Consider the following 24,460-nt stretch of genomic DNA (forward strand, 5'->3'; position numbering starts at 1 on the left):
GGGACGCCGACCCGCTCCGTGCGGCGGCGATCCGAACCCGCGACATGAGTTCCCAGAGTTCGCAGAGTTCGCAGATTTCCCAGAACCCCCAGATCCGACACCTTCAGGAGTACAGATGACCGACCACGCTTCCCTGAGCAGGCGCCGACTGCTGCAGGCCGGCGGCGCGTTGGGGCTGGCGGCGGCCGCGGAGTCCGTCCTCGCCGGCCGGGCCGACGCCGCGACCGCCGGGCGGGCCCGGACGACGGTGACCGACCTGGGCCCGGGTCTCGTCCAGTTCTCGCTGATGAGCGGGCTGCTGGTCGGTGACACCGTCTACGTCGGGTCACGCAACCTGGACCCCGCCTGCGTGGTCGGGTTCGACCGGTCGACCCGGAAGGTGGTGGCGCACACCCCCATCGACGCCGAACCCGAGCCCTCCATCCAGGCGCTCGCGGCCGACCCCGCCGGCCGCTACCTCTACGTCGGCGTCCTGCTCAAGGCCGACCAGGGCGGGCCGAACCTCTTCCGCTGGGACCTCACGACGCCGGAGCAGCCCGCGGTCGCCGTCGGCCGGACCGAGGACCGGGACATCCGCGATCTCGCGGTCGCCCCCGACGGCACCGTCTACGCGGTGGGCGGCCTGCCGGGCAAGGCGCCCGCCCTGTGGGAGTACGACCCGGCCACCGGCGCCGTCACGAACCTCGGCGTCCCCGACCCGAACGCGACGCTGGCCAGGGCGGTCGCGGCCTCGCGGGACGCCGTCTTCTTCGGCGCGGGCAGCATCCTCGCCGGCGGGGGCGGCGCGAGCCGCGCGTCGCTGTTCGCCTACGACCGGGCGGCGCGCACCTTCGCCTCGATCGTGCCCAAGGAGATGGAGCAGGACCCCAGCATGCGGGAACTCGCCGTCATGGGGGACCAGTTGCTGGCCAGCACCTCGGGCGCCGTGGAGCCGGGGAAGATCGCCGTGATGGAACTGAAGGACCTGTCCTCCTACACCCTGGTGACCACGCAGAGCGACACCATCAAGTCGTTCACCTGGGACGACGACCGGGTCTACTTCGCCACCGAGTCCGGGGTGCAGGCGTACACCAAGGCGGACCGGACGATCGCGCCCGTCACGTTCTCCGGGCCCGACCTCGGCGAGATCTGGGGCCTGGACCGCGTCGACGGGGACCTGGAGGTCGTCTCGGGCTACGGCTTCGTCGCCGAGATCGACCTGGCGGCGAAGACGTCCGTGGTCACCGACCTGCTGGCGGCCGGCGCGCCCGCCGGCCCGCAGCTGGGCATGGGCATCGCGGCCGGCGGCGGGTACGTCTACGTCGGCGGCAACGGCGGTGTCGCCCGGCACGACCGCAGGACCGGGGAGGTCGTCAACCTCCTGGTGCCCGGCGAGGCCAAGGACGCCGAGGTGATCCGGGGCGGCCTGTACACCGGCCAGTACGACGCGCAGGGCATCTGGCGGTACGACCCCGCCGCCCGGAACGCGCAGCCGCACCAGGTCGCGGACTTCCCCAGCCAGCAGAACCGCCCGCTGGACACGTCCTGGGACCCGGTCAACCAACTGCTCCTGGTGGCCGTGCAGTCCGACACCGAGGGCGGCGGCGCCCTGTGGACGTACGCGCCGAGGACCGGGAAGTCGGCCTCCTACGTCAACCCGATCGACGACGTCCAGATGGTCCGGGCGGTGGCGAACGAGGGCGGGGTCGCGTACCTGGGCGGCGACAACGCGGCCGCCGGGGGACCGGCGCCCGCCGTCGTCGCCGTCGATCCGGTGACCGGGCGGGAGCGGTGGCGGATCGACCCGCGGCAGCCCGCGGGGGTGGCCGCGCTCGCCGTGCGGGGCCGGTACCTGTACGGGCTGGGCAGGAAGGGCGGGCTGTTCGTCATCGACGTCAGGACCCGCACGCTGGTGCACACCGCCGATGTGAGCGCCGTCTGCACGGGGTTCGCCGCCATGGTCGTCAACCGCGGTACGGTCTACGGGGTTTCGGAAACGACGCTCTTCCGCGTCCACCCGCGGACGTTCGCGGTCAGCACCGTGGTCGCCGGCATCGACGGCGCCTGGTACAGCGGCCCGCACGTCAACGCCCAGGGCGGTCTGCTCTACACCCTGCGCGGCCGCAACCTCGTCGAGGTCGATGACCGGCCGGCCCGCTGACGGGTCGCCCGCTGACGGGGGGCGCCCGCTTCCCGCTGTACGCCGAGCCGTGGCCGGCGGCGAAAGCCGCCGGCCCCCGGCCGTATCGACCTTTGATTGATATCTTTCGGTTGTCGAGTGAAGGTGGACGGCTCACGCTCGTGCCGAGAGAGGACTGAACGTGTTGGCTGAGGAACGGCGTGAGGCGATTCTGCGTGCTGTGGAGCGCCAGGGTTCGATCACCGTGAAGGAGCTCGCGGCGGAGATGGGCGTCTCCGCCGTCACGCTGCGCCAGGATGTACGGGAACTCGCCGGCCGCGGGCGGCTCACGCGCGTGCACGGCGGTGCGAGGGCGCTGGCCCCGGCCGAGCCACCCGCTGCCACCGCTGCCACCGCATCCACCGCGGGCCCGGCGCCGGCCGGTGAACGGCATGCCGTCGGGCTGGTGGTGCCGCCGGGCGGCTACTACTACGCGGAGGTGATCCGCGGCGTCCAGAACGCGGCCCGCCCGCTCGGCGTCCGCGTCGTGCTGGCGGTCTCCGGGGAGTCGCTGGCGGAGAACCAGGAACAGGTGCGCCAGCTCCTGGCCGGCGGCGTCGACAGCCTGCTGCTGATGCTGCACTCGGGGCTGCGCCCGCTCGACGAGGCCGAGGAGTGGCTGAGCGGCCTGGACACACCGGCCGTGCTCGTGGAGCGCCGGGTGGGGCTGCGGGCCGGGCAGTTGGAGCAGGTGGCCTCCGACCACGCCTACGGCGCGGCCCTGGCGGTGCGCCACCTCGCCGGGCTCGGCCACGACAAGGTGGCCCTGGTGGCCCGGGTGGAGAGCCCCAACACCCCGCTGCTCAGCGCCGGTTACGCCGACGCGGTGGCGGCGATCGGGCTGACGCCGTGGCCGGAGTACCTCATCGACACCAGCGGCGACGCCACCGCGGCCGACGCGCGCTTCGAGGAGGTGGTGCGGGCGGTGGAAGCCGGCGAGGTCAAGGCGGCGCTGGTGCACAACGACATCGACGCCATCGCCCTGGTGGGCATCCTGCGCGCGCGGGGGCTGCGGGTGCCGGAGGACCTGGCGCTGGTCACCTACGACGACGAGGTCGCCGAGTTGAGCGATGTGCCGCTGACCGCGGTGGCCCCGCCCAAGCAGGCGGTGGGGGCGTGGGCCCTGGACCTCGCGCTGCGCCGCCGGGCCGACCCTTCCGCGCCGCTCGCCGAGATCCTGCTCCGCCCGCAGCTGCGGGTGCGGGCCTCCTGCGGTGCCGACCTTCAGGCCGGCGCCTGACCGACGAATAGCGTTTGCTTTCGTTTTCTTCATTCGAAATCATATGCATTGACTGGCTGTCGTGTGTAGCGAATACTTGCGGTGACACCCAAGCGAACGATCGGTGGCACATCATGTTTCGTAGCCGACTGGCAGCCCTGGCCTGCTCCGTCGCGGCACTCGGCCTGCTCGTCACGGGATGCGGGAACTCGGACGGCGGCGGGTCCGCGGCGGGCAAGGACACCGGGAAGGTCACCTTCTGGTCCTTCGTCAAGGGCTCCGACAAGGTCGCCGCGGCATTCAACCGGACCCACCCGGGCATCAAGGTGAGCTTCGAGTCGATGCCCTCGGGCCAGGAGTACTACTCCAAGCTCACGAACGCGGTCCGGGCCGGCACCGTCCCGGACGTCGCGGTGGTGGAGTACCCCCAACTGCCGCAGTTCGCCACCCAGGGCATGCTGGAGAGCCTGCCCGGGTCACTCGGCTCGCTGGTCAGGACCGACTTCCCGGCCTCCGTCCAGCGGCTGGTCCAACTGGGCGGCAGCACCTGGGGCGTTCCCCGTGACGCGGCGCCGCTGATGCTCTACTACCGCAAGGACTTCTTCGCGGACCACAAGATCTCCGTCCCCACCACGTGGGACCAGTACCGGGACATGACGCAGCAGGTCAAGAAGGCCGATCCGAAGGCCCGCGGCGGCGTGTTCTACACCGACGACCCCAGCCTGTTCACCGGCCTCGCCTGGCAGGCCGGTGCGCGGTGGTTCGGCACGGACAAGGACGCCTGGAAGGTGTCGCTCGACGACGCGGCCTCCCGCAAGGTGGCCGACTTCTGGGGCGACCTCGCCCGCAAGGACCTGGTCAGCTCGCTGAGTTCGCTCGACCCGTTCTGGACCAGCGTGCAGCAGAGCCGCACCGTCGCCTACGTCTGCGCGAGTTGGTGCGCGGGCTCCCAGCAGGCGACCGTCGCCGACCAGGCCGGCAAGTGGTCGGTGGCACCGGTCCCGACCTGGGACGGCAAGCCGGCCTCCGCCATGTACGGCGGCTCGTCGTTCGTCATCCCCAAGGGCGCCGGGAACAGCGCGGCCGCGGCCGAGTTCATCAAGTGGATCACCACCGACCCGCAGGGCATGAAGGCGTGGGTCTCCGGCGGCACCAGCAGCATGTTCCCCGCCGACCCCAAGCTCGTACCGGTCACCAAGGCGGCCTTCCCCACGACCTACTTCGGAGGCCAGGACGTGTACGCGGTGGCCGGCGCGTCCTATGACGCCGTCAAGCCGGGCTGGACGTGGGGTCCCGACATGGGCACCACGAACACGGCCATCGTCGACCAGCTCCCGAAGGTCGCCGAGGGCAAGGCGAACCTCTTCGACGTCCTCAAGGGCGCGCAGCAGGACACCGCCAAGGACATCCGGCACCGCGGGATGAAGCTCGTCCCGTAGCACCCGCGGCGCGCGGGCCCGTCCGGCCGCCGGACACCCGCCCGGTCCCCGGGCGCCGGTGCTGCTCCCGCACACCCGCCCGGGCCCCCGTCCCGTCCCCGCCCCGCACCCCCTCCGCGCTCTCCCGTCGAGAAAGGCCGGTATGGCCAGCCCGTCCGTCCGTGCCCAGCGCCGTACCGCCGCGCTGCTCCTGGCACCGTTCTTCGTCCTCTTCAGCGCCGTCGTGCTCGCCCCGCTGGTCTACGCCGGCTGGCTGAGCCTGTTCACCACCCGCACCTCCGGCCTCGGCTTCGGCGGCACCCAGCAGGTCTTCGCCGGCCTGGACAACTACACGCGGGCGCTCTCCGACCCGGCGTTCCGGAACGGCTTCCTCACCATCGCCGCGTATGCCGCCGTCTACCTCCCGGTGATGATCGGCGGCGCGCTCGTCCTCGCCCTGCTGCTGGACTCGGCCCTGGTCAAGGCGCGCGCCTTCTTCCAGCTGGCGCTGTTCCTCCCGCACGCGGTGCCCGGCCTGATCGCGGCCCTCATCTGGGTCTACCTCTACACGCCGGGACTGAGCCCGGTGATCGACCTGCTCGGGTCGGCCGGCCTGCACGTCGACTTCCTCTCGGCGGACAACGCGGTGTTCTCCGCGGCCAACATCGCCGTCTGGGAGTGGATCGGCTACAACATGGTCATCTTCTACGCCGCGCTCCAGGCGGTGCCGCGCGAGACCCTCGACGCGGCGCGGCTCGACGGTGCCGGCGGCATCCGCACCGCGCTGTCGATCAAGGTGCCGATGATCCGCCCGGCCATCGCGCTGGCCGTGCTGTTCACCGTGATCGGCTCGGTCCAGCTCTTCACCGAACCGAAGGTCATCTACAGCGCCTCCAGCGCGATCGGCAGCAGCTGGACGCCCAACATGTACGTCCAGACCGCCGCGTTCACCCGCGACGACCTCGGACTGGCCGCGGCCGCCTCGCTGCTCATCGCGCTGTTCGCCGCGGCCCTGTCGTTCCTCGTCACCCGCTTTCCGCGCCGCAGGAGGCAGCCATGACCGAGCCCACGACGCTCAGCGCGCCGCCCGCCGCGGCCCCGGCGCCGACCGGCGGGAAGCCGCCGGTCCGGCGCGGGCCGCGCCGACCCGGCAGCCGTCCGTCGCTCCTGCTGTCCAGGGCCGGGGTGACCGCGATGCTGGGGCTCGCCGCCCTGTACACGCTGCTGCCGATGCTCTGGCTGGTCCTGTCGTCCACCAAGAGCCGCCAGGACCTGTTCGCCACCAACGGATTCGCGCCGGGCCGCCACTTCGCGCTCTTCGGCAACCTGCGGTACCTGTTCACCACCGAGGACGGCGTCTACCTGCGCTGGATGGGCAACACCGTCCTGTACGCGGGCGTCGGCGCGCTGCTGGCGACGGTGCTCAGCGTCGCCGCCGGGTACGCCTTCGACAAGCTGGCCTTCCCCGGCAAGGAGAAGCTCTTCGCCCTGGTCCTGCTGGGCGTGATGGTGCCGGGCACCGCGATGGCGATCCCGCTGTACCTGATCGCCGCCAAGGTCGGCCTGGTGAACACCTACTGGAGCGTGTTCGTCCCCGGCCTGGTGTTCCCGTTCGGGGTCTACCTGGCCCGGGTCTTCAGCGCGTCCTACGTCCCCGGCGAGGTGCTGGAGGCCGCCCGGGTGGACGGCGCGGGCGAGTTCAGGACCTTTCGCCGGATCGCCTTCCCCATGCTCGCGCCCGGCTCGGTGACGATCTTCCTCTTCCAGTTCACCCAGATCTGGAACAGCTTCTTCCTGCCCCTGGTGATGCTGTCGGACAAGAAGCTCTACCCGGTCAACCTCGGCCTGTACGTCTGGTACTCCTCCGCGCTGTCCGAGGGGCACCCGCAGGACTACCTGCTGGCCGTGGTCGGATCGCTGGTCTCGGTGGCCCCGCTGGTCGTCCTCTTCCTGATGCTCCAGCGCTACTGGAAGTCCGGCATGACCGCCGGCGCGGTGAAGTAGCCGGGCGGGAAGCCCCCCCGCGGACGTCGAGCGGTCCGGGGGCGGCGTCGACGAAGCAGCCGGCCCCGCCCTCCCCGCTCTCCTCACACGTCACGGTGGCCCTTTCAGCCACACGCGTTTCCGCGCGCCTCGCTCCCGCACCACGGCCGCCAGGCATCGGAAAGCGCAGGCGGCTCGCCCTCGCCCGCCCGGGGCGACCTGGTCGAACGCCGCAATGCGCGGCCCCGGGGAGGGCGGGACAACGGCCGAAACGCCCCCTTAACCACGGAGGTCGGCAGATGGATATTCCGACGTGGGTCACCGTGAACATGTCATGAACCTGACGATCGCCTCGGTGCCCGGTCCCCCATCCCCCCCACAGCCCCGGCCTCGACGAAGCGGCCGGGGTCCCGGAACAGGAGAGACACATGCGCACCAGTTATGCCCTGCCCGTGGCCGCGCTCGGCGTGGTCGCCGCGCTCGGGCTGTCCTCCGGCGCGGCGTCGGCCGCCGACAACCCGCTGAGCCTGGCCTGCCAGGCCACACCGCCGATCGTCTCCGCGGAGACCTTCACCATCGACGCGGGAGTCAACGGCACCGCGCCGGCTTCCGTGGCCGCCGGAAGCGCCTTCACCGTGTCGCTGGCCCCGGACGCGATCACCGTTCCCTCGTCCGTCAACGGGAACACCGTGAACTCGATCAGCTCGCTGAAGCTGACCGCGCCGGTGCCGGCGAACGCGACGCTGACCGGCGAGTCGCTCAGCGGCGGTTCCGGGCTGGGCTCGGGCGCCCCGTCGGTCTCGGTGAGCGGCGGCACCATCGCGCTGACCGTGCCCGGCCCGATCAGCGGCGGCAGCACCTTCACGCTGCCGACGCTGAACCTGGACCTGACCGCCGGCGCCTCCGGCACCACCGTGCAGACCCAACTCGCCGGCAGCAGCTACTCCAGCCCCGGCCTGACCTTCACCGCGAACGTGACCTCCAGCATCTTCACGGTGAACGCGCCGACCGCCTGCTACCCCTCGCCGAACCCGGTGCTGACCTCGACGACCGTCTCCTGACAGCCGCGCACGGCACGGGCGACGGGCCCGGCACCGACGACCTGGTGCAGGCCGTCGGCGCCGGACCCGTCGCCCTCGACCGCACTACGCGGTCGCCGCGCCGGTGCTCGTCACGGCCCCGAGGTCAGATAGGTCACCGTGGTGCCGCCGTTGACCTGGCCGCCGGAGTTGTTGATCACATGGCTGATGGTGCCGCTGCCGCCCAGCGAGACGGTCACCATGTCGTGGAAGGACGATCCGCTGCCGGGCACCTCGATGGCGCGGTCGGCCACCACCGACGGGTTGGTGCTCATGTAGCAGTAGACGCCCAGCCCCCACGCCTGGTGCGAGGTGACCGAGTCGGCCACCTTGTAGGAGGGGTAGCCGTTCTCCCCGCCGCCTGGTGTCCAACTGGCGTTGTTCGGCACGTCGTAGGGCATCTCGGACTGGTAGAAGTACGTCCGCCCGCCGTTGCCTTTCCACAGCGTCTGGTACTGCTGGTAGTGCTCGACGGCCAGGCCGTACATCGTGACGTTGTTGCCGTTGACCACCAGCCCGTTGGCGGCGGTGTTGGTGTTCCAGCCGACGGTGCCGCCGTTGCCGTGGTCGGCGCGCCAGATCCACAGGTCGCTGCCGATGGTGTTCGCGCTGTTGACGACGAGGGACTGGGTGGCCTTCCCGGCGACGTCGCCACCGACCCGGAAGAACACGTCCTGCAACGTGGTCGGGTCGGCCGCGTGGCTCGCCGAGGCGCCGGCCGGGCCGATCTGCACCAGCGAGCTGCTGTTGGTGGTGCCCGCGCTGACGATCAGCCCGGCGATGTCGATGCCGTCCACGTCGGCGGTGGTGATCGCGGTGACGCCGTTGTCGGGCATCAGCGTGGCCAGGCCCAGGCCGAGCACCACGGTGTCCGGGCGGGTGATGTTGATCGGCGCGTTCAGGTGGTACACGCCGGGGGTGAAGAGCAGGTTCAGCCCGGAGGAGAGCGCCGCGTTGATGGTGGCCGCGGTGTCACCGGACTTGACCACGTAGAACTGGGTGATCGGGATCGAGGTCCCCGGCGTCGAACCGCCGGTCCAGTCCGGGCCGGTGGCGTTGGTGCGCAGGCTCGGCACCATGACGTTGTACAGGCCGGTCGAGTCCGTGTAGAGGTACGGCTTCTCGCGCACCGTCGGGGACTGGCCGACCGTGGTGTAGGTCGGGAACGACTGGGCGGGGGCGCCGTTGTCGCCGACGAAGACCATGTTCCAGTTCGACCCGGCCCAGCTGCCCATGGAGGTGTCCTGGGTCAGGAACTGCTGCTGGGTACCGGAGTTGACCTGGCCGGAGACCCGCGAGTCGCCGATGAAACCGCCCGAGGACCAGTTGCTGCTGTTGTTCCCCGAGGTGTTGTCGTCCAGGATCATGTTGCCGTGCACGTCGACCCGCCGGAACGGGTCGGCCTGCGAGACGGCGTACTCCAGCGTCCCCGAACTGGGCGTGTCGGAGAGGTTCTCCACGTCGCGCCAGAAGTTCTGGGTGGCGTTGCCGCCCGACCAGCCCGCGTCCACGTGCACCCCGCCGCCGGTCAGCGAGACGTCGTCGGGCGACGCCCCCAGGCCGGCCACCTGGGTGTAGAAGCCCACCGGGACGTCCACGTTGTAGCTGCCCGGCGTGAACAGCAGCGCGTAGCGGTTGTTGCCGAACTGGTTGGACTGCTGGGAGCTGTAGACCGAGTTGATGGTCGACTGGATCGACGACGACGACATCGACGGGTCGAAGATCTTCACGTTGGGGCCGAGGTCGGGGTTGTTCGGGTTGGTCGGCGGGGGAGTGCCGCCGGTGCCGCTGCCCGAGTCGTTCAACGCGAAGGACTGCGCGCTGCTGCCGTTGCAGGTGTACTGCTGCAGCTGCACCGAGTCCGCGGTCGAGGCGCTGGGGACGTCCAGGCACAGGCCGCTGTAGTGGTTGACGAAGTGGTAGGAGCCGCTGCTCTCCTGGACCGGCTGCCACTCCTGGCTGCTCCACCCCCCGTTGGACCACAGGTGGATGAGCGCGCCGTTGGCGGTGGACGGACCGTCCACGTCGATGGCGGGCTGCGCGCCGTTGGCGTTGACGATCGTGTAGTAGCCGGAGTCGGTGGCCGGTTTGAGCTGCCACTGCTGAGCGGTGCTGCCGTTGCAGGTGTACTGCTGGACGGCGGTGCCGTTGGCGGTCGCGGCCGCCGCCGCGTCCACGCACTTGCCGCTGTTGCCGGCCACCAGGTTGTACCAGGTCGAGGGGGAGACGGCGGCGTGCGCGCTGGCCGCGCCGACCGTGGAGAGCGCGGCGGCCACGAGTACCGCGGCCGCTCCGGGTCCGACCGCGCGACGCGCCGTCCGGCCCAGTTTCAAGAAACGTTTCATGACGCCCTTTCCCAGCGGGGTTCGTGTTTCTGAAACAAGAAGTGCGGCACATCCCGGACCAGCGCACCCCCGCGACCGTGGTGGCGCGCGTGCGGCTGATGAACGTCCGGCCTCTCAGCAATGTGTGTTTCATGAAAGAAGCAGAGCCGTTGCGGGCATGTCAAGACATTGGTCTGACACCGCACGTCAGCGGTGCCGAGGCGCGGGGGACCAGGTGATCTCCCCGGCGGGTGTGGCCACGGGTGCCACCCGGCGGCGCGGGTCCGTCCGCCCGGCGCGGATGGTCAAGTCTTCATCTTCTGGACGCTGTTGAGGTCCGGTACGGCCGGGCGGCGGGACTGGACGGCAGGTGTCTACAGCTTGTGAACGCACAGGTCGGGGCGGGGTGGCGGGTCAACCGCGGTGCGCGGGCGCTGACTCGGCGGTACGGCCTGAACGCATCCGGTCAGGAAGGTTTGCTTACAGAAGCCTTGACGCGGTCTCGCGTTCCGTCGCAGACTCCGGTTCTGCTCGGCCGAGATGAAACACCCCCCCACCACCGGCCCACACGGAGCCACGCATGCGTCCCAGACACGGCATCGCGTCCCTTGCCACGATGGCCCTCGCCTCCGCCGCCGCCTTCCTCGGCGCTGCGGGCCAGGCCCACGCCGACACCGGCCTGCCCGCCCACTTCGCCGCCCCCTACCTCCAGATCGACGGCAACACGGCCAACGACATGGCGTCGGACATGAACGCCACCGGGCTGAAGTACTACACGCTCGCCTTCCTCACCCCGAAGTCCGGCTGTACCGCGGAGTGGGAGGCCAGCGGCGACTCGGTCGGCGCGTACACCTCGCAGATCAACGCGCTCAAGTCGGCCGGCGGCACCGCGATCATCTCCTTCGGCGGGGCCGAGGGCGGGGAACTCGCCCAGACCTGCACGTCGGTCTCCTCGCTCACCGCCGCCTACGCCAACGTCGTCAACACCTACGGGATCACCCGGCTCGACTTCGACATCGAGGGCGGCACGCTCGGCGACACCGCGTCCAACCAGCGCCGCAACCAGGCGCTCGCCGCGCTCCAGGCGCAGAACCCGGCGGTGCAGGTGGCCTACACCCTCGCCGTCGCCCCGAACGGCCTGCCCTCCCAGGAGTACGGCGTCCTCACCGACGCCAAGAGCAAGGGCGTCAACGTCAGCGCGGTCAACATCATGACGATGGACTTCGGGGACGGCGAGAACGCGCTCAACGACGCCGAGTCCGGCGCCCGCGCCACCGCGGGACAGCTCGCCGGCCTCTACGGCATCTCCACGTCGGCGGCCTACGGCCGGCTCGGGCTGACCCCGATCGCGGGCCAGAACGACGACAACGAGTACTTCTCGCAGTCCGACGCGCAGACGCTGGAGAGCTTCGCCGCGTCCAACGGCGTGCAGGAGCTGTCGTTCTGGGAGGTCGACTACTACGACAAGGGCGTCGGTTACGCCTACTCCCGGATCTTCAACCAGCTGACCGGTGGCGGGGGCAGCACCCCGCCGGGCGGCGGCACGACCGGCCGGATCACCGGATACGGCGGCAAGTGCGTGGACGTGGCGTCCGCCTCCAGCGCCAACGGCACGGCGGTGCAGCTCTACGACTGCAACGGCACCAACGCGCAGCAGTGGACGGTGGGTTCGGACGGCACCCTGACCGCGCTGGGCAAGTGCATGGACGTGGCCGCGGCCGGCACCGCCGACGGCAGCCAGGTGCAGCTGTACGACTGCAACGGCACCGGCGCGCAGGTCTGGCAGCACCAGTCCAACGGCGAGCTGCTGAACCCCGCGTCCGGCAAGTGCCTGGACGCGACCGGCCCCAGCTCGGCCAACGGCACCCGGCTGCAGATCTGGACCTGCGCCGACAGCGCCAACCAGCAGTGGACCCTGCCGAGTTGAGCTGACGCCAAGCCGCGGCCCCGGCTCCGGGGCCGCGGTCGGGGCCGGCCCGGCCGGGGAGCGTCCACCGCCCCTCGACCCGGTCCGGCCCGCAGCCGTGCCCGGATCACCACCGGCCCTGACCAGCGGCTTTCACGCGTGGTCGACCCGCGGTCACGGCGCGGGCATCGGAGTGCCGGATTCCGGTCGCCGGGTGTTCCGCAAGTGTTCAACTCGACGTCCGTGGCGGCGCTGTGTGCGGTCCCTAGGGTCCCTTGAGGCTCAGGAGGAAGGGACTCATGGACACACCCCTCGCGGTCCGGGCACGTGGGATCACCAAGTGCTTCGGCGATGTCGTCGCACTCGACGGGATCGATCTGGATGTGGCGCAGGGTCAGATCCACGGCCTGGTCGGGCCGAACGGCGCGGGCAAGACCACCCTGCTCGGCCTGCTGCTGGGCCTGGCCGTCGCCGACGGCGGGCGCCTGGAGATCCTCGGCGCACCGGTCGGGCGGGCGCTCGCCGCGCCCGACGGCGTCGCCGGCTTCGTCGACGGACCCGGCCTGTACCCCTCCCTCACCGCCCGGCAGAACCTTGCCGCGCTGGTCGCGCTGCGCGGTCACGACCCGCGGACCGGCGCGATCGGCGACGTACTGGACCAGGTCGGGCTCACCGACGTCGCCGACGACCGGGTCCGCGGCTACTCCCTGGGCATGCGCCAGCGGCTCGGGCTCGCCGCCGCCCTGCTCACCAGGCCCCGGCTGCTCGTGCTCGACGAACCCTCCAACGGCCTCGACCCGGCCGGGAAGAGACACGTCCACGGGGTGCTCACCCGGCTCGCGGCGGACGGCACCGCCGTGGTGGTCTCCAGCCACCGCATGGACGACCTGGAGGCGCTCTGCTCCGAGGCCACCATCCTCGCCACCGGGCGGGTGGTCTTCTCCGGCCCGTTGAGCAAGCTCGCCGCCGAGAACCGCGAACTCGACTACCGGCTGCTCAGCTCCGACCTGCCGGCCGCCCGACGGCTGGCCGCCGACACCGCCGGGATCACCGTCGTGGACGACGCCCGGGCCTGGCGCGGCGCCGAAGCGCTCGTCGTCCGGGCCCTGGTGCCCGCGCTCGACGAACTGGTGGCCGGGCTGGTCAGGTCCGGCGTCGCGGTGCGCGAGCTCGCCCCCGTGTCGTCGCCACTCGAAGCCGCGTTCCTCGCCCTCACCGAAGAAGAAGAGGAGGCCGGCCGATGACCGCGCCGCCGACGACCGTGGACACGGCCGCGACCGCCGCCGACGACGGCGGAACCGCCGTCGGGGTGCGCCCCGTCTCGGTGGCGCGTGCCTACCGCTTCGAACTGGTCAAGCTGGTCTCCCAGTGGCGCGTCCGGCTGCTGGTCCTCGTCTGCTGGATCGCGCCGGCTCTCTTCGTCGCCGCGGTGAGTGAGCAGAGCACGCTCCCCTCCGACACGCTCTTCGGCCGCTGGATGCACGCCACCGGGTGGGCCGGGCCGCTGGTGGTGCTCGGGTTCGCCGGCAGTTGGGCGCTCCCGCTGCTGACCTCGCTGGTCGCCGGCGACGTCTTCGCCGCCGAGGACCGGCTCGGCACCTGGCGCCACCTGCTGGTGGCGGTCAGGTCGCACCGACGGATCTTCGCGGCGAAGGCACTGGCCAGCCTCACCGTCATCCTGCTGCTCGTGGTCGGGCTGACCGCGTCCGGTGTGGTCGGCGGCCTCGCGGCGGTCGGCAACCACCCGCTGGTCGGTCTCGACGGCCACCTGCTGTCGCCGTCGTCCGCCGCCGGGAACGTCCTGCTCGCCTGGACCTGCGCGCTCGCCCCGACGCTGGCGCTCGCCGCGATCGGCCTGCTCGGGTCGGTCGTGCTGGGCCGGTCCCCGATGGGGCTGCTGCTGCCCGCGCTCGTCGCGCTCGCGATGCAACTGGCCCAGCTCCTGCCGCTGCCCGTCGCCGTACGCCTGGCGCTGCCCGGCTACGCGTTCATCGCCTGGAACGGCCTGTTCACCAGCCCGGCGCAGGTCGGGCCGCTGCTGATCGGCATCGCGGTCAGCCTGGTGTGGGCGGTGGCCGCGACGGCGCTGGCCTATCTGCTCTTCCTTCGGCGCGACTTCACCAACCTGACCAACGACGGCTCCGGACGCCGCGCGATCACCGTCGGGCTGCTGCCGCTGGCCGGACTGCTCGCCGTCACGGTCGCGGTCGTCGCCGTCGCGACCCCCTCGACGGGCTCCGGCATCGACCGGAACAAGCTGCAGCGGTCGGTCGCCACGGCCTTCGGGCACCTGTACCGGATGCAGACCGAGCAGCTCAACCGCCCCGCCGTCACCGAGGCGCAGTTGCGGGTCACGGCGGCGTGCGACAAGAGCGACGGCCATGTCGCCGCCAAGGGCGCGGGCAACGACTGGCGCTGCGTCGTCACCTGGCACCTCCCCGGCGTCCAGGCCCCGGGCACGGCCGTCTACCAGCTCGACGTCACCTCCGACGGGCGGTTCGTCGCCGACGGCGACGGACCGAAGGAAGTGAACGGCTACTTCCTGGTGCGCTCCCCGACCGGCGACGCGCCGAACCCGCTCTGGCAGTTCGACGGCAACGTCGAACTGCTCCACGCCACCTCGAAGGGATAGCACCTGATGCAGGTAACACGCCGCCGAAGGCGGGCCGAGAAGGCGCATGTCGTCTTTCTCGGCCGGCGCATCGGCCGCCGGACGATCCTGGTCACGGCGGGCCTGACCACGCTCGCGCTGGGCGCCACCGGCACCGCTTTCGCCCAGACGCACCAGTTCGGCACCGAGCAGGTCGGCCAGACCACCGACAAGGGCCAGGTCATCTCCAGCGACCAGTACCTCGCGCCGTACGGCGACCGCCTCGTCATCAACGACGGCAAGATCATGTCGTCCTCGGTCAGCCCGGACGGCACCCACCTCGCGGCCTCGGTCACCGATGGCGACGGCGCGCTGACCATTGTGGACCTGAAGACCTGGAAGGTGCAGCAGCTCGTCGGCAACAACGCGGCGGCGAACCTGCGGATCAGCGGCAACGACGTGGGCCAGGAGGGCCCGTCGTACTCGCCCGACGGTTCGCAGCTGTGGCTGGGCCAGACCGACGGCTACACCCGCTTCACCGTGAACGCCGACGGCACCCTCGCCGACCCGGTGTCCGTCAAGATCCCGGCGGACGGCGCCAAGCACGCCCTGGTCGGGGCGGCGGTGTTCTCGGCCGACGGCTCCACCGTGTACTCCGCGGTCAACGGCCAGAACCGGGTGGTCGCCATCGACGCGGCGACCGGCGCCATCGAGCAGAGCTGGGCGGTCGGCAACGCGCCGCGCGACCTCGTGCAGGTCGGCGGCAAGCTCTACGTCAGCAACGAGGGCGGCCGGCCGGCGAAGAGCGGCGACACCACGCTCAACTCCTACAACACCCAGGTGCCGGCCAGCCCGGTGACCGGCGCCACCACCACCGGCACCGTCAGCGTCATCGACCTGGCGAAGCCGGCCGCCGCCCCCGCGACCATCAACGTCGGCCTGCACCCGACCGCGCTGTACGCGAAGAAGGGCACGGTGTTCGTCACCGACACCGCGAGCAACGACGTGGCGGTCATCGACACCGCCCGCGGCAAGGTCGTCCAGACCATCTCCACCAAGCCCTGGCCGGAGGCGTCGGTCGGCTACGAGCCCGACGCGGTCACGCTCACCGACGACGGCCACCTGCTGGTGACGCTCGGCCGCGCCAACGCGATCGCCGTCTACAAGTACCGCACCGCGCAGGAGCCGGTCAGCTACGTCGGCCTGCTCCCGACGGACTACTTCCCCGCGGAGATCACCACCGTCGGCAAGCAGGTGGTCGTCTCCAACACCCGCGGCATCGACTCCCGCCGCCCCACCACCAGCGCCGGGCACGGCACCCACGACACGACGTCCAGCCTGACGCACTTCACGCTGCCGAACGACCGCGTGATCAAGGCCGAGACCGCCAAGGTCTTCCAGCAGAACGGCTGGACCAGCAGCGACGTCAAGCTCGCCAAGGGCCACAAGGCGAAGGCGGTGCCGGTCCCGGCCCGGGTGGGCGACCCGTCGACGATCAAGCACGTCTTCCTGATCGTCAAGGAGAACCGGACCTACGACCAGGTCCTCGGCGACATGCCGCAGGGCGACGGCGACCCGGCGCTGACGGAGTTCGGCGAGAACGTGACGCCCAACCAGCACGCGCTGGCCACGCAGTTCGGGCTGTACGACAACACCTACGACATCGGCACCAACTCCGCCGAGGGCCACAACTGGCTGATGCAGGCCGACGATCCGGAGTACACCGAGTCCTCCGCCGGTGAGTACACGCGCAGTTACGACACCGAGGACGACGCGCTCGGCCACCAGAAGAGCGGCTTCCTGTGGACCGGCGCGCAGGCCGCCGGGAAGACCGTGCGCGACTTCGGCGAGTTCCAGCAGTTCCTGACCAAGCCGGCCGACGCGAGCTGGCAGAACCTGTACTGCGACGCCAGGAACATGAACGCGACCGGGCAGCCGAGCGGTTACACCCTCGACTCCTCCTCGCCGATCCCGTCGCTGAACAACGTCTCGCTGCCCACCTTCCCGAAGTTCGACACCAGCGTCCCGGACATCTACCGGGAGCAGATCTGGCAGCAGGACTTCGAGAAGAACGGTCCGGCGAACCTGAACATGTTCTGGCTCTCCAGCGACCACACCGGTGGTCCGGCCAGCCCGGCCGCCCAGGTCGCCGACAACGACCTCGCCGTCGGCCGGATGGTCGACACGATCTCGCACAGCAAGTACTGGAAGGACTCGGCGATCTTCGTCGTCGAGGACGATTCCCAGGCCGGCCTCGACCACGTCGACGGCCACCGCGCGCCGATCCAGATCATCAGCCCCTACGCGCAGCACGGCGTGGTGGACGACCACTACTACTCGCAGATCACCATGGTCCGCACCATCGAGCAGATCCTCGGCATCCACCCGATGAACCAGAAGGACAGCGCGGCCAGCCCGATGACGGGCGCGTTCCGGGCCAAGCCGGACGACACCCCGTTCACGGCGCTGCCCAACCGGACCTCGCTGACCGCCGGAGTGACCACCCCGCCGTCCTGCGGCGTGGACACCCCGGCACCGCAGGACCCCAAGGCGGCGGCCGTGCCGTCGGTGAGCGTGCCGGCGGCCGAGAAGACCGTGGCGGCCCAGTGGAACGCCTGGAAGTCGAAGCAGCGGCTGACCGGCCCCAACGCCGTGCCCGACTACGCCCCGCCGGCCCAGATGAACCACTTCACCTGGTACCAGACGCACAACTGGGCGAAGCCGTACCCCGGTGAGAGCAAGATCTACGCACCGGACGCCGTACCCGGCGCCTACATCCCGTCGGCGGACAACGACGACTGACACCGACGACTGAGACCGACAGCGTCGAAGGGCCCCCGGACGGCAGCACGCCGTCCGGGGGCCCTGTCGCGGCCACGGGCGGGGGCGGCGGCGGAACGGGGCGGGGGAGCGGTCAGCGGGGGGTGAGGAGCTGCTCGGTCCAGATGGTCTTGCCCTCGGGGGTGTAGCGGCTGCCCCAGCGGTGGGTGAGCTGGGCGATCAGGAACAGCCCGCGGCCGCCCTCGTCGGTGAGGCGGGCGCGGCGCAGGTGCGGCTGGGTCTGGCTGGGGTCGGAGACCTCGCAGATCAGCCGCTGATCCTTGATCAGCCGGACGGTGATCGGCGCGCCCGCGTACCGGATGGCGTTGGTGACCAGTTCGCTGACGATCAGCTCGGTGCTGAAGGCCAGTTCGGTCAGGCCCCAGGCGGTGAGCTGGTCGGTGACGCCGGAACGGACCTCGGCCACCGCCTCGGGGTCGGCGGTCACCGTCCACCCGGCGGTCCGGTCGGCGGGCAACTCGCGGGTGCGGGCCAGCAGGAGGGCCTGGTCGTGGTCGGGGGCCGGGTCGGAGAGGCGGCCGAGCAGCTCGCGGCCGGCGTCCGCCATCGAGCGGCCGCTCGCCGCCGCCGACCGCGCGACCTCCGCGACCGCCGCCTGCCGGCGGTGCCCGGCCGGGTCGTCGCGCGGTGCGGCGCCGTCGCTGTGGAAGACCAGGACGTCTCCGGCGGACAGCAGCAACTCGGCCATCTCGAAAGGCCCGTTGCCGGTGCCCAGCGGCGGGCCCGCGGTGACCTCGACCTGCTCGGCGACCAGCGGTTCGGCCGCCGCCGGGGGTTCGGCCCCGGCAGGCGGTTCGGCGGCGTCGGGTCCGGCCGGATCGGGTGCGGCGACCTGGCCGGGCCCGGCGGCCCCTCCCCGTACCAGGACCGGTCCCGGGTGCCCCGCCGACGCGATCAGGCAGCGGCCGGTGAGCGGGTCGTAGGTCGCGTAGACGCAGGAGGCCCCGCGCAGCGCGCCCTCGATACCGGTGTGGACCGGGTCGCGGTCGTCGGTGTTCGCGAAGCGCACGACCAGGTCGTCGAGGTGGCTGAGGAGTTCGTCGGGCGCCGGGTCCAGGTCGGCGAGGGTGCCCACCGCGGCGCGCAGCCGGCCCATCGCGGCGGTCGCGCCGAGCCCGTGCCCGGGCACCCGCCCGACCAGGAACGCGACCCGGGCGGAGGACAGTTCGATGACGTCGAACCAACTCCCGCCGATGCCCTCGGGGGTGCCGCCGGGCACGTACACGCCGGACGTCTCGGCCGCCGTGCTCTCCTCCACCACCCTTGGCAGCAGGCTGCGTTGAAGGGTCTCGGCGGTACGGCGCTCCTTGGTGTAGCGGCGCGCGTTGTCGATGCTCAGCGCGGCCCGCGAGGCGACCTCGTCGGCGAGGCCGGCGTCGTTCTCGTCGAACGGGCGGCGCCGGCCGGTACGCCAGAGCAGCACGGTGCCCAGGACCAGGCCGCGCGCCTGCACCGGCATCAGCAGCAGCGACGTGGCGCCGGGCGGGAGGAACAGCCGGGACCGCTCCTCCCGCGCCGCCAGCAGCGACCGCAGCTCGGTGAGGTCGGGCAGGAAGCCCGCGGCGCCGCGCCGTACCTGCTCGCTCGCGACGTCGCCGACGGTCAGGGTGGCGCCGCGCGGGTACAGCTCCTGCGGCCACTCGCCGACCGACGCCACGGCCACCCTGCTCAACGGGGTCGCGCCGGTGAACGGGGCGGGCTCCTCGCCCTGGAGCACCGAGAGCGTCAGGTCGACCGCGGCCAGATCCGCGAAGGCGGGCACGAGGACGGCCGCCAGGTCCTCCGCGTTGCGGGTGATGTCCAGTGACCCGCCGATCGCCGCCGCGGACGCGTACCGCAGGTCGGCCCGCTCCGACGCGCTGACGCCCGCGGTGGCCAGCCGCGGGCGTCTCAGCGGGCCGTCCTCGGCGCGCGGCTCGGTGTCCTCTGCGCTCGGGCCGGGGTCCTGCGCCGCGGCGCCCGGCTCGGCCCGGTCCGGGCCCGGCGGGCCGCCCTGCGCCATCCGCAGCAGGAAGTGCGCGCCGTGCGCGCCGTCCGGCACCAGGACGGACACCCGCAGCCGGACGTGCAGCGTCCCGCCGCCGGGCCGCAGCAGCACCACCCCGCCGGTGTTCTGCCGGCCGCCGAGCGCGCCCGACGCCAGCACGGACCAGGTCCCGGGGTCCTCGAACAGGTCCACGACATCGCGGCCGCGCAGCGCGTCGGGGCTGCATCCGAGCAGCGCCGCCGCCCGCCTGGTGCAGCTCACCACCGTCTTGCGGGCGTCCACCACCAGCGCCGCGTCGCCTCGCGACGGGCGCGCCGGTCCCTCCGGCCCGTCGGCGTCGCCTCGCCGCCCAGGCCCGCTCGAACCCATACGCCCATTGAAACCCGCGCGCCGACCGCCCGCGCGCCGGGCGCGCCACCGCGCCCGGCAGCGCCCGCCGCCCGCCGCGGGCCCGGGAGCGCCGTACGCGAGCCCCGTGACCGCCGTGCGGAGCCTCCGTGCGCCGGCTCCGCCGGGTTTGTCCCGGGAGGCTCACTCATTGCGGTGAAGCCGGGCCGTTCCCGGGCCGGGGCGGCACGGAGGCTCGCACAGTGGAACCGCAGAGTCTCCGGGGGTCCCCGGTGCCCCCGGATTCCGACGGAAGGCGGGACAGGATGCGCACCGAAGCGGTCAACCGAGTCAAGCTGGTCTTCACGCTGTTCGACGCGGACGGCAACGGATACCTCGAACCCGACGATTTCGACCTGATGAACCGGCGCGTGGCCGAAGCGGCGACCGCCTCCGACGACGCCGCCAGGGCCGCGATGGCGTCCGCCTTCCAGCGCTACTGGACCACGCTGGTCACGGAGTTGGACGCCAACCAGGACGGCCGGATCAGCTACGAGGAGTTCCAGGCGTGCGTGCTCGCGCCGGAGCGGTTCGACGACGCGATCGCCGACTTCGCCCACGCCCTGGCCGCGTTGGGCGATCCGGACGGCGACGGCCTGATCGAACGCCCGCTGTTCGTGGCGCTGATGACCGCGATCGGCTTCCGGCTCCCCAACATCCACGCGCTGTTCGACGCGTTCGCGCCCGACGCGGCCGACCGGGTCACGGTGCCGGTCTGGGTGGAGGCCATCAAGGACTACTACCACCCGCTCAAGGGCGGCATCCCCGCCGACCACCTGGTCGGCGCCCCGGCCGTCTGAGGAGCTGCCCGGGGAGCTTCCTGAGAGCCGTACGAGAGCCGATCGGGGGCGCGGCCGCGGCCCGCCCGCGCGGGGGCCGCGCCGGTGGCCGGACGGCGTCCCGCGCGGCCCGCCGGGACCGTGGGGTCGGCCGGTGTCACAGCACCCGCCGGCCCCACGCCGCGAACACCGCCACGGACAGGTCGACGAAGTCAGGCGCGTCCATCTCCCGGTAGGCCGCCTCGAAGTCGGCGTCGCGCGCCAGGCCCGCCGCCACGATCCCCTCGCGCGCCTGCTCCAGGGTCATCTGCCACCACCGCGTCTCGGCCCCGCCGCCGTACACGACCTGCAGCCGCGGGTCGATGCCGACCTCGCCGAGTCCGGCCCGCTGCAAGGGAACCGGCAGGCTCCGGGCCCACGCGGTGTGGGACCCGAGCGCGTGCTCCAGGTGGTCCCGGAAGGCACGCATCACGGTGCAGTACGCCGCGTGCGGGGAGTCGAGCACCGGGAACGACGCCGGCTCCTCGACCAGCAGCACCCCGCCCGGCTTGAGCCAGCTCGCCAGCCGCGCCACCGCCCGGTCCGGGTCGGGCAGGTGCAGCAGGACGAAGCGGGTGTGCACCACGTCGAACGACTCCGGCGGGAAGTCCTCGGTGTACATGTCGTGCCGCAGCACCCGTACCCCGGACCCGGACAGATCGCCCAGGAAGGCGGTGTCCAGGTCGGTCACGGTCACCCGGGCGCCCTGCCCGGCCGTCCAGCGGGCCACCGACCCCGCGCCGCCGCCGACCTCCAGCACGTCGTCACCGGGCTTCAGGCCGAGCGCGGTCAGCCGGGACCGGGTGGCCTCGTCGAGCACGGACTCCAGCAGCTGGAGACGGCCGCGCTCGCCGTCGACGGCGTGGCTGAACATCCCGTCCCGGTAGCGCTCCTGGCTCCAGACCGGAGCGCCGGTCCCGGGCCCGGCCCCGGGTCCGACGGCCAGCTCGGCCCCGGGCTCGGATCGAGGCTCGGGAACGGACTCGCGCTCAGCCTCGGCGAGGGTGCGGGGCTCGGTCCGGTCTCCGGCGTGGCCGTCCTGCAGGTCAGGAGCGGGCGTCGTATCTGCGTCCATGCCCGCAACCGTGGCAGCCGTACCGGGCCGTCCTCGGTGATTTCCCGGTAACCCACCTCAAAAGGTGATTCTCCCCGGCCTGCCCTGGACCGCACTGCGCAAGCTTTCTGCAACACCAGGAAAGTTGTTGCAGCACGTCTTGACGGGGCTGCCGGTCCGGAGCATGGTCTACCTCGCGTTCAACCGTCGTGCCTGCCGCGGCGGTTGGCTCCGGGGGCCCACGGGAGGGCCACCGGGCCGCTCGTCCGAGGCGCGTCGGAGCCGGGTGGTCGCGTACGCATGCCGCAGTCCTCCACCATCAGCGGGAGCCATCCATGCTTCGCTCACCAGACCGCGCCGATCCCCCCCACCGCGCGGAGCCGCCCTGCTTCGAGCCGCCCTCCTCGGAGCCGCCCTCCTCGGCGTCGCGCCACGCCGAGCCGCACGGCGGCCGGCCGCGGACTCCGCGGCGCGGGGGCCGACAAGGCGTCCGCCGGGCCCTGTTCGCCGCCGCCCTGGTGGCCGGCGCCGTCGTCCCGCTCGCCGCCGTCCAGGGCACCGCGCACGCGGGCCCCGCCACCACCGCGGCCGCGAGCGGCGGCAACGGCAGCGACGTGACCGCCAACCTCTTCATGTGGAACTGGCCGTCGGTCGCGAACGAGTGCACCACCCAACTCGGCCCCAAGGGCTACGGATCGGTGCTCGTCGCCCCGCCGCAGGACTCGATCCGGCTGTCCGGCGCGCACCCCTGGTGGGAGATCTACCAGCCGGTCGGCTACGACCTGAACAGCCGGATGGGCACCGAGGCGCAGTTCCAGTCGATGGTCACCGCCTGCCACGACGCGGGCGTCAAGGTCTACGCCGACGCGGTGATCAACCACATGTCCGGCAACGACCAGGCCAGCACCGACTCCTACGGCGGCGACAGCTTCAACGTCGGCTCGAAGTCCTACGGCCAGGTCCCCTACGCCTCCTCGGACTTCCACACCTCCCCGGCCAACTGCCCCAACGCCGACATGGCCATCGACGACTGGAACAACCAGACCCAGGTCCAGGAGTGCGACCTGTCCAACCTCGCCGACCTCTACACCGAGACCGACGACGTGCGCGGCAAGATCGCCGGATACCTCAACAAGCTGATCGGCTACGGGGTCGACGGCTTCCGGGTCGACTCCGCCAAGCACATCAACCAGTCCGACATGGCGAACATCGAGTCCCGGCTCTCCGACACCGAGTGGGGCGCGCGGCCGTACGTCCTGCAGGAGGTCGCGCTCGGCAGCGGCGGCAACCTCGCGCCCGCCGCGTTCGAGTCCAACGGCAGCGTGATCGGCTTCGACTACGCCAACGCGATGAAGGCGCAGTTCCAGGGGAACATCGCCAACCTCAAGACTTTCGGCCAGAGTTGGGGCCTGGAGCCGGCCGACAAGGACGGCGCGATGGTCACCAACCACGACACCGAGCGCAACGGCAGCACCCTGAACTACAAGAACGGCTCGCAGTACACGCTGGCCACCGAGTTCATGCTCGCCTGGGGATACGGCGCCCCGACGGTGTACTCCGGCTTCGCCTTCAACAGCTCCGACGACTCCCCGCCGGCCGACGGCAACGGCTACGTCACCAACACCGACTGCTCCTCCAGCGCGTGGGTGTGCACCGACCGGGTGCAGGGCATCGCGAACATGGTCGGCTGGCACAACGCGGCCCAGGGCGGGCAGGTCGCCAACTGGTGGGACAACGGCAACAACGCGATCGCGTTCAGCCGCGGTGACCAGGCGTGGATCAGCCTGAACAACAGCGACTCCGCGGTGACCGCCACCTTCACCACCGGCCTGGCCGCGGGCACGTACTGCGACGTCATCCACGGCGACCTCACCTCCTCCGGCGGTTGCAGCGGCTCCACCGTCACCGTCGGCTCGGACGGCACCGCCTCGGTGACCGTGCCCGCGCACGACTCCGTCGCGCTGTACCGGGCCGGCACCTCGACGACCACCCCGCCCACCACGCCGCCGACGACGCCCCCGACCACCCCGCCGGCCGGCACCGTCACCGAGACCTTCCACGAGTCCGAGGCCGCGCCCGCCGGCCAGCAGGTCTACCTGGTCGGCTCCGTCTCGGCGCTGGCCGGCTGGGAAACCACCCAGGCGATCCCGCTGGACTCCACCGACGGCACCGACTGGACCGGCGCGGTGAACCTCCCGGCGAACACGTCCTTCGAGTACAAGTACATCCTCAAGGACGCCTCCGGGAACGTGACATGGGAGCCGGGCAACAACCACACCGCCGACACCGGCAGCGCCGGCGGCACCCTGGACGACACCTGGGGCGTCCAGTCCTCCGGCGGCGCGAACCAGGTCGCCGTCGCCTTCCACGAGGCGGAGTCCGCGCCCGCCGGCCAGAAGGTCTACGTGACCGGCTCCATCCCGGTGCTCGGCGACTGGGCCCCCGCCCAGGCGATCGCGCTCAGCTCCACCGACCAGGCGCACTGGTCCGGCACCGCGAACCTGCCGCCGAACACGTCCTTCGAGTACAAGTACATCCTCAAGGACGCCTCCGGGAACGTGACATGGGAGTCGGGCGCCAACCGCACCGCCGGCACCGGCGGTTCGGGCACGCTCACGCTCAACGACACCTGGAAGTAAGGCGCCTGGAAGTCCGCCAGCAAGGCGGTCGCCCCGCGACGGGCCCGGACCGGCGCG

15 protein-coding genes are annotated in these 24,460 nt (G+C 71.9%); 12 read left to right on the forward strand and 3 right to left on the reverse strand.

Annotated elements, in window-relative coordinates:
* Positions 1–115 precede the first annotated feature (115 nt).
* The 6 genes from AB0399_RS22800 to AB0399_RS22825 all read left to right on the forward strand — a co-directional run bounded on the left by AB0399_RS22800 (position 116) and on the right by AB0399_RS22825 (position 7,839).
* Complete coding sequence (locus AB0399_RS22800) at positions 116–2,140, forward strand: PQQ-binding-like beta-propeller repeat protein (protein WP_366412579.1); 2,025 nt, start codon at positions 116–118, stop codon at positions 2,138–2,140.
* A 160-nt stretch (positions 2,141–2,300) separates the two neighbouring features.
* Positions 2,301–3,398 (forward strand): substrate-binding domain-containing protein, encoded by a 1,098-nt coding sequence (locus AB0399_RS22805; protein WP_366412580.1) that lies wholly within the window; start codon positions 2,301–2,303, stop codon positions 3,396–3,398.
* Positions 3,399–3,511: 113 nt separating this feature from the next.
* Entirely contained in the window at positions 3,512–4,816 is a 1,305-nt protein-coding gene (locus tag AB0399_RS22810) for an extracellular solute-binding protein (protein ID WP_366412581.1), read from the forward strand.
* Positions 4,817–4,958: 142 nt separating this feature from the next.
* On the forward strand, positions 4,959–5,855 hold the full coding sequence (locus AB0399_RS22815; RefSeq protein ID WP_328468771.1) for a sugar ABC transporter permease: 897 nt from the start codon (positions 4,959–4,961) through the stop codon (positions 5,853–5,855).
* Positions 5,852–6,799, forward strand: coding sequence for a carbohydrate ABC transporter permease (locus AB0399_RS22820; RefSeq protein ID WP_366412582.1), 948 nt, complete (start codon positions 5,852–5,854; stop codon positions 6,797–6,799). The genes AB0399_RS22815 and AB0399_RS22820 overlap by 4 nt, the downstream gene beginning before the upstream one ends.
* Before the next feature lie 407 nt (positions 6,800–7,206).
* On the forward strand, positions 7,207–7,839 hold the full coding sequence (locus tag AB0399_RS22825; protein WP_366412583.1) for a cyclase: 633 nt from the start codon (positions 7,207–7,209) through the stop codon (positions 7,837–7,839).
* Positions 7,840–7,949: 110 nt separating this feature from the next.
* Here the strand turns inward: AB0399_RS22825 and AB0399_RS22830 are convergent, their stop codons facing one another.
* Positions 7,950–10,202: an RICIN domain-containing protein gene (locus AB0399_RS22830; protein ID WP_366412584.1), complete on the reverse strand. Its 2,253-nt coding sequence runs from the start codon at positions 10,200–10,202 to the stop codon at positions 7,950–7,952.
* Between the two features lie 559 nt (positions 10,203–10,761).
* Here AB0399_RS22830 and AB0399_RS22835 point away from each other — a divergent pair.
* The 4 genes from AB0399_RS22835 (at position 10,762) to AB0399_RS22850 (ending at position 17,479) form a co-directional block, all read left to right on the forward strand.
* Positions 10,762–12,108: a ricin-type beta-trefoil lectin domain protein gene (locus AB0399_RS22835; protein WP_366412585.1), complete on the forward strand. Its 1,347-nt coding sequence runs from the start codon at positions 10,762–10,764 to the stop codon at positions 12,106–12,108.
* A 278-nt stretch (positions 12,109–12,386) separates the two neighbouring features.
* Positions 12,387–13,331, forward strand: a complete 945-nt coding sequence (locus AB0399_RS22840) for an ABC transporter ATP-binding protein (protein ID WP_366412586.1) — start codon at positions 12,387–12,389, stop codon at positions 13,329–13,331.
* On the forward strand, positions 13,328–14,719 hold the full coding sequence (locus AB0399_RS22845; RefSeq protein ID WP_366412587.1) for an ABC transporter permease: 1,392 nt from the start codon (positions 13,328–13,330) through the stop codon (positions 14,717–14,719). The genes AB0399_RS22840 and AB0399_RS22845 overlap by 4 nt, the downstream gene beginning before the upstream one ends.
* 6 nt (positions 14,720–14,725) lie before the next feature.
* The gene (locus AB0399_RS22850; RefSeq protein WP_366412588.1) at positions 14,726–17,479 is read left to right on the forward strand and encodes a phosphoesterase; all 2,754 of its coding nucleotides are present in this window, start codon (positions 14,726–14,728) and stop codon (positions 17,477–17,479) included.
* Between the two features lie 112 nt (positions 17,480–17,591).
* Here the strand turns inward: AB0399_RS22850 and AB0399_RS22855 are convergent, their stop codons facing one another.
* On the reverse strand, positions 17,592–19,874 hold the full coding sequence (locus AB0399_RS22855) for a SpoIIE family protein phosphatase (RefSeq protein ID WP_366412589.1): 2,283 nt from the start codon (positions 19,872–19,874) through the stop codon (positions 17,592–17,594).
* Between the two features lie 284 nt (positions 19,875–20,158).
* On the opposite strand from AB0399_RS22855, the gene AB0399_RS22860 reads away from it, so the two are divergent.
* Positions 20,159–20,692, forward strand: coding sequence for an EF-hand domain-containing protein (locus tag AB0399_RS22860; RefSeq protein ID WP_366412590.1), 534 nt, complete (start codon positions 20,159–20,161; stop codon positions 20,690–20,692).
* Between the two features lie 136 nt (positions 20,693–20,828).
* On the opposite strand, the gene AB0399_RS22865 is transcribed toward AB0399_RS22860, so the two are convergent.
* On the reverse strand, positions 20,829–21,785 hold the full coding sequence (locus tag AB0399_RS22865; RefSeq protein ID WP_366412591.1) for a methyltransferase domain-containing protein: 957 nt from the start codon (positions 21,783–21,785) through the stop codon (positions 20,829–20,831).
* Between the two features lie 314 nt (positions 21,786–22,099).
* On the opposite strand from AB0399_RS22865, the gene AB0399_RS22870 reads away from it, so the two are divergent.
* Complete coding sequence (locus AB0399_RS22870) at positions 22,100–24,403, forward strand: carbohydrate-binding module family 20 domain-containing protein (protein ID WP_366412592.1); 2,304 nt, start codon at positions 22,100–22,102, stop codon at positions 24,401–24,403.
* Positions 24,404–24,460: the final 57 nt, after the last annotated feature.

It is taken from the genome of Streptomyces sp. NPDC088194 (assembly GCF_040702025.1).
In the GTDB taxonomy this organism is placed as follows: domain Bacteria; phylum Actinomycetota; class Actinomycetes; order Streptomycetales; family Streptomycetaceae; genus Actinacidiphila.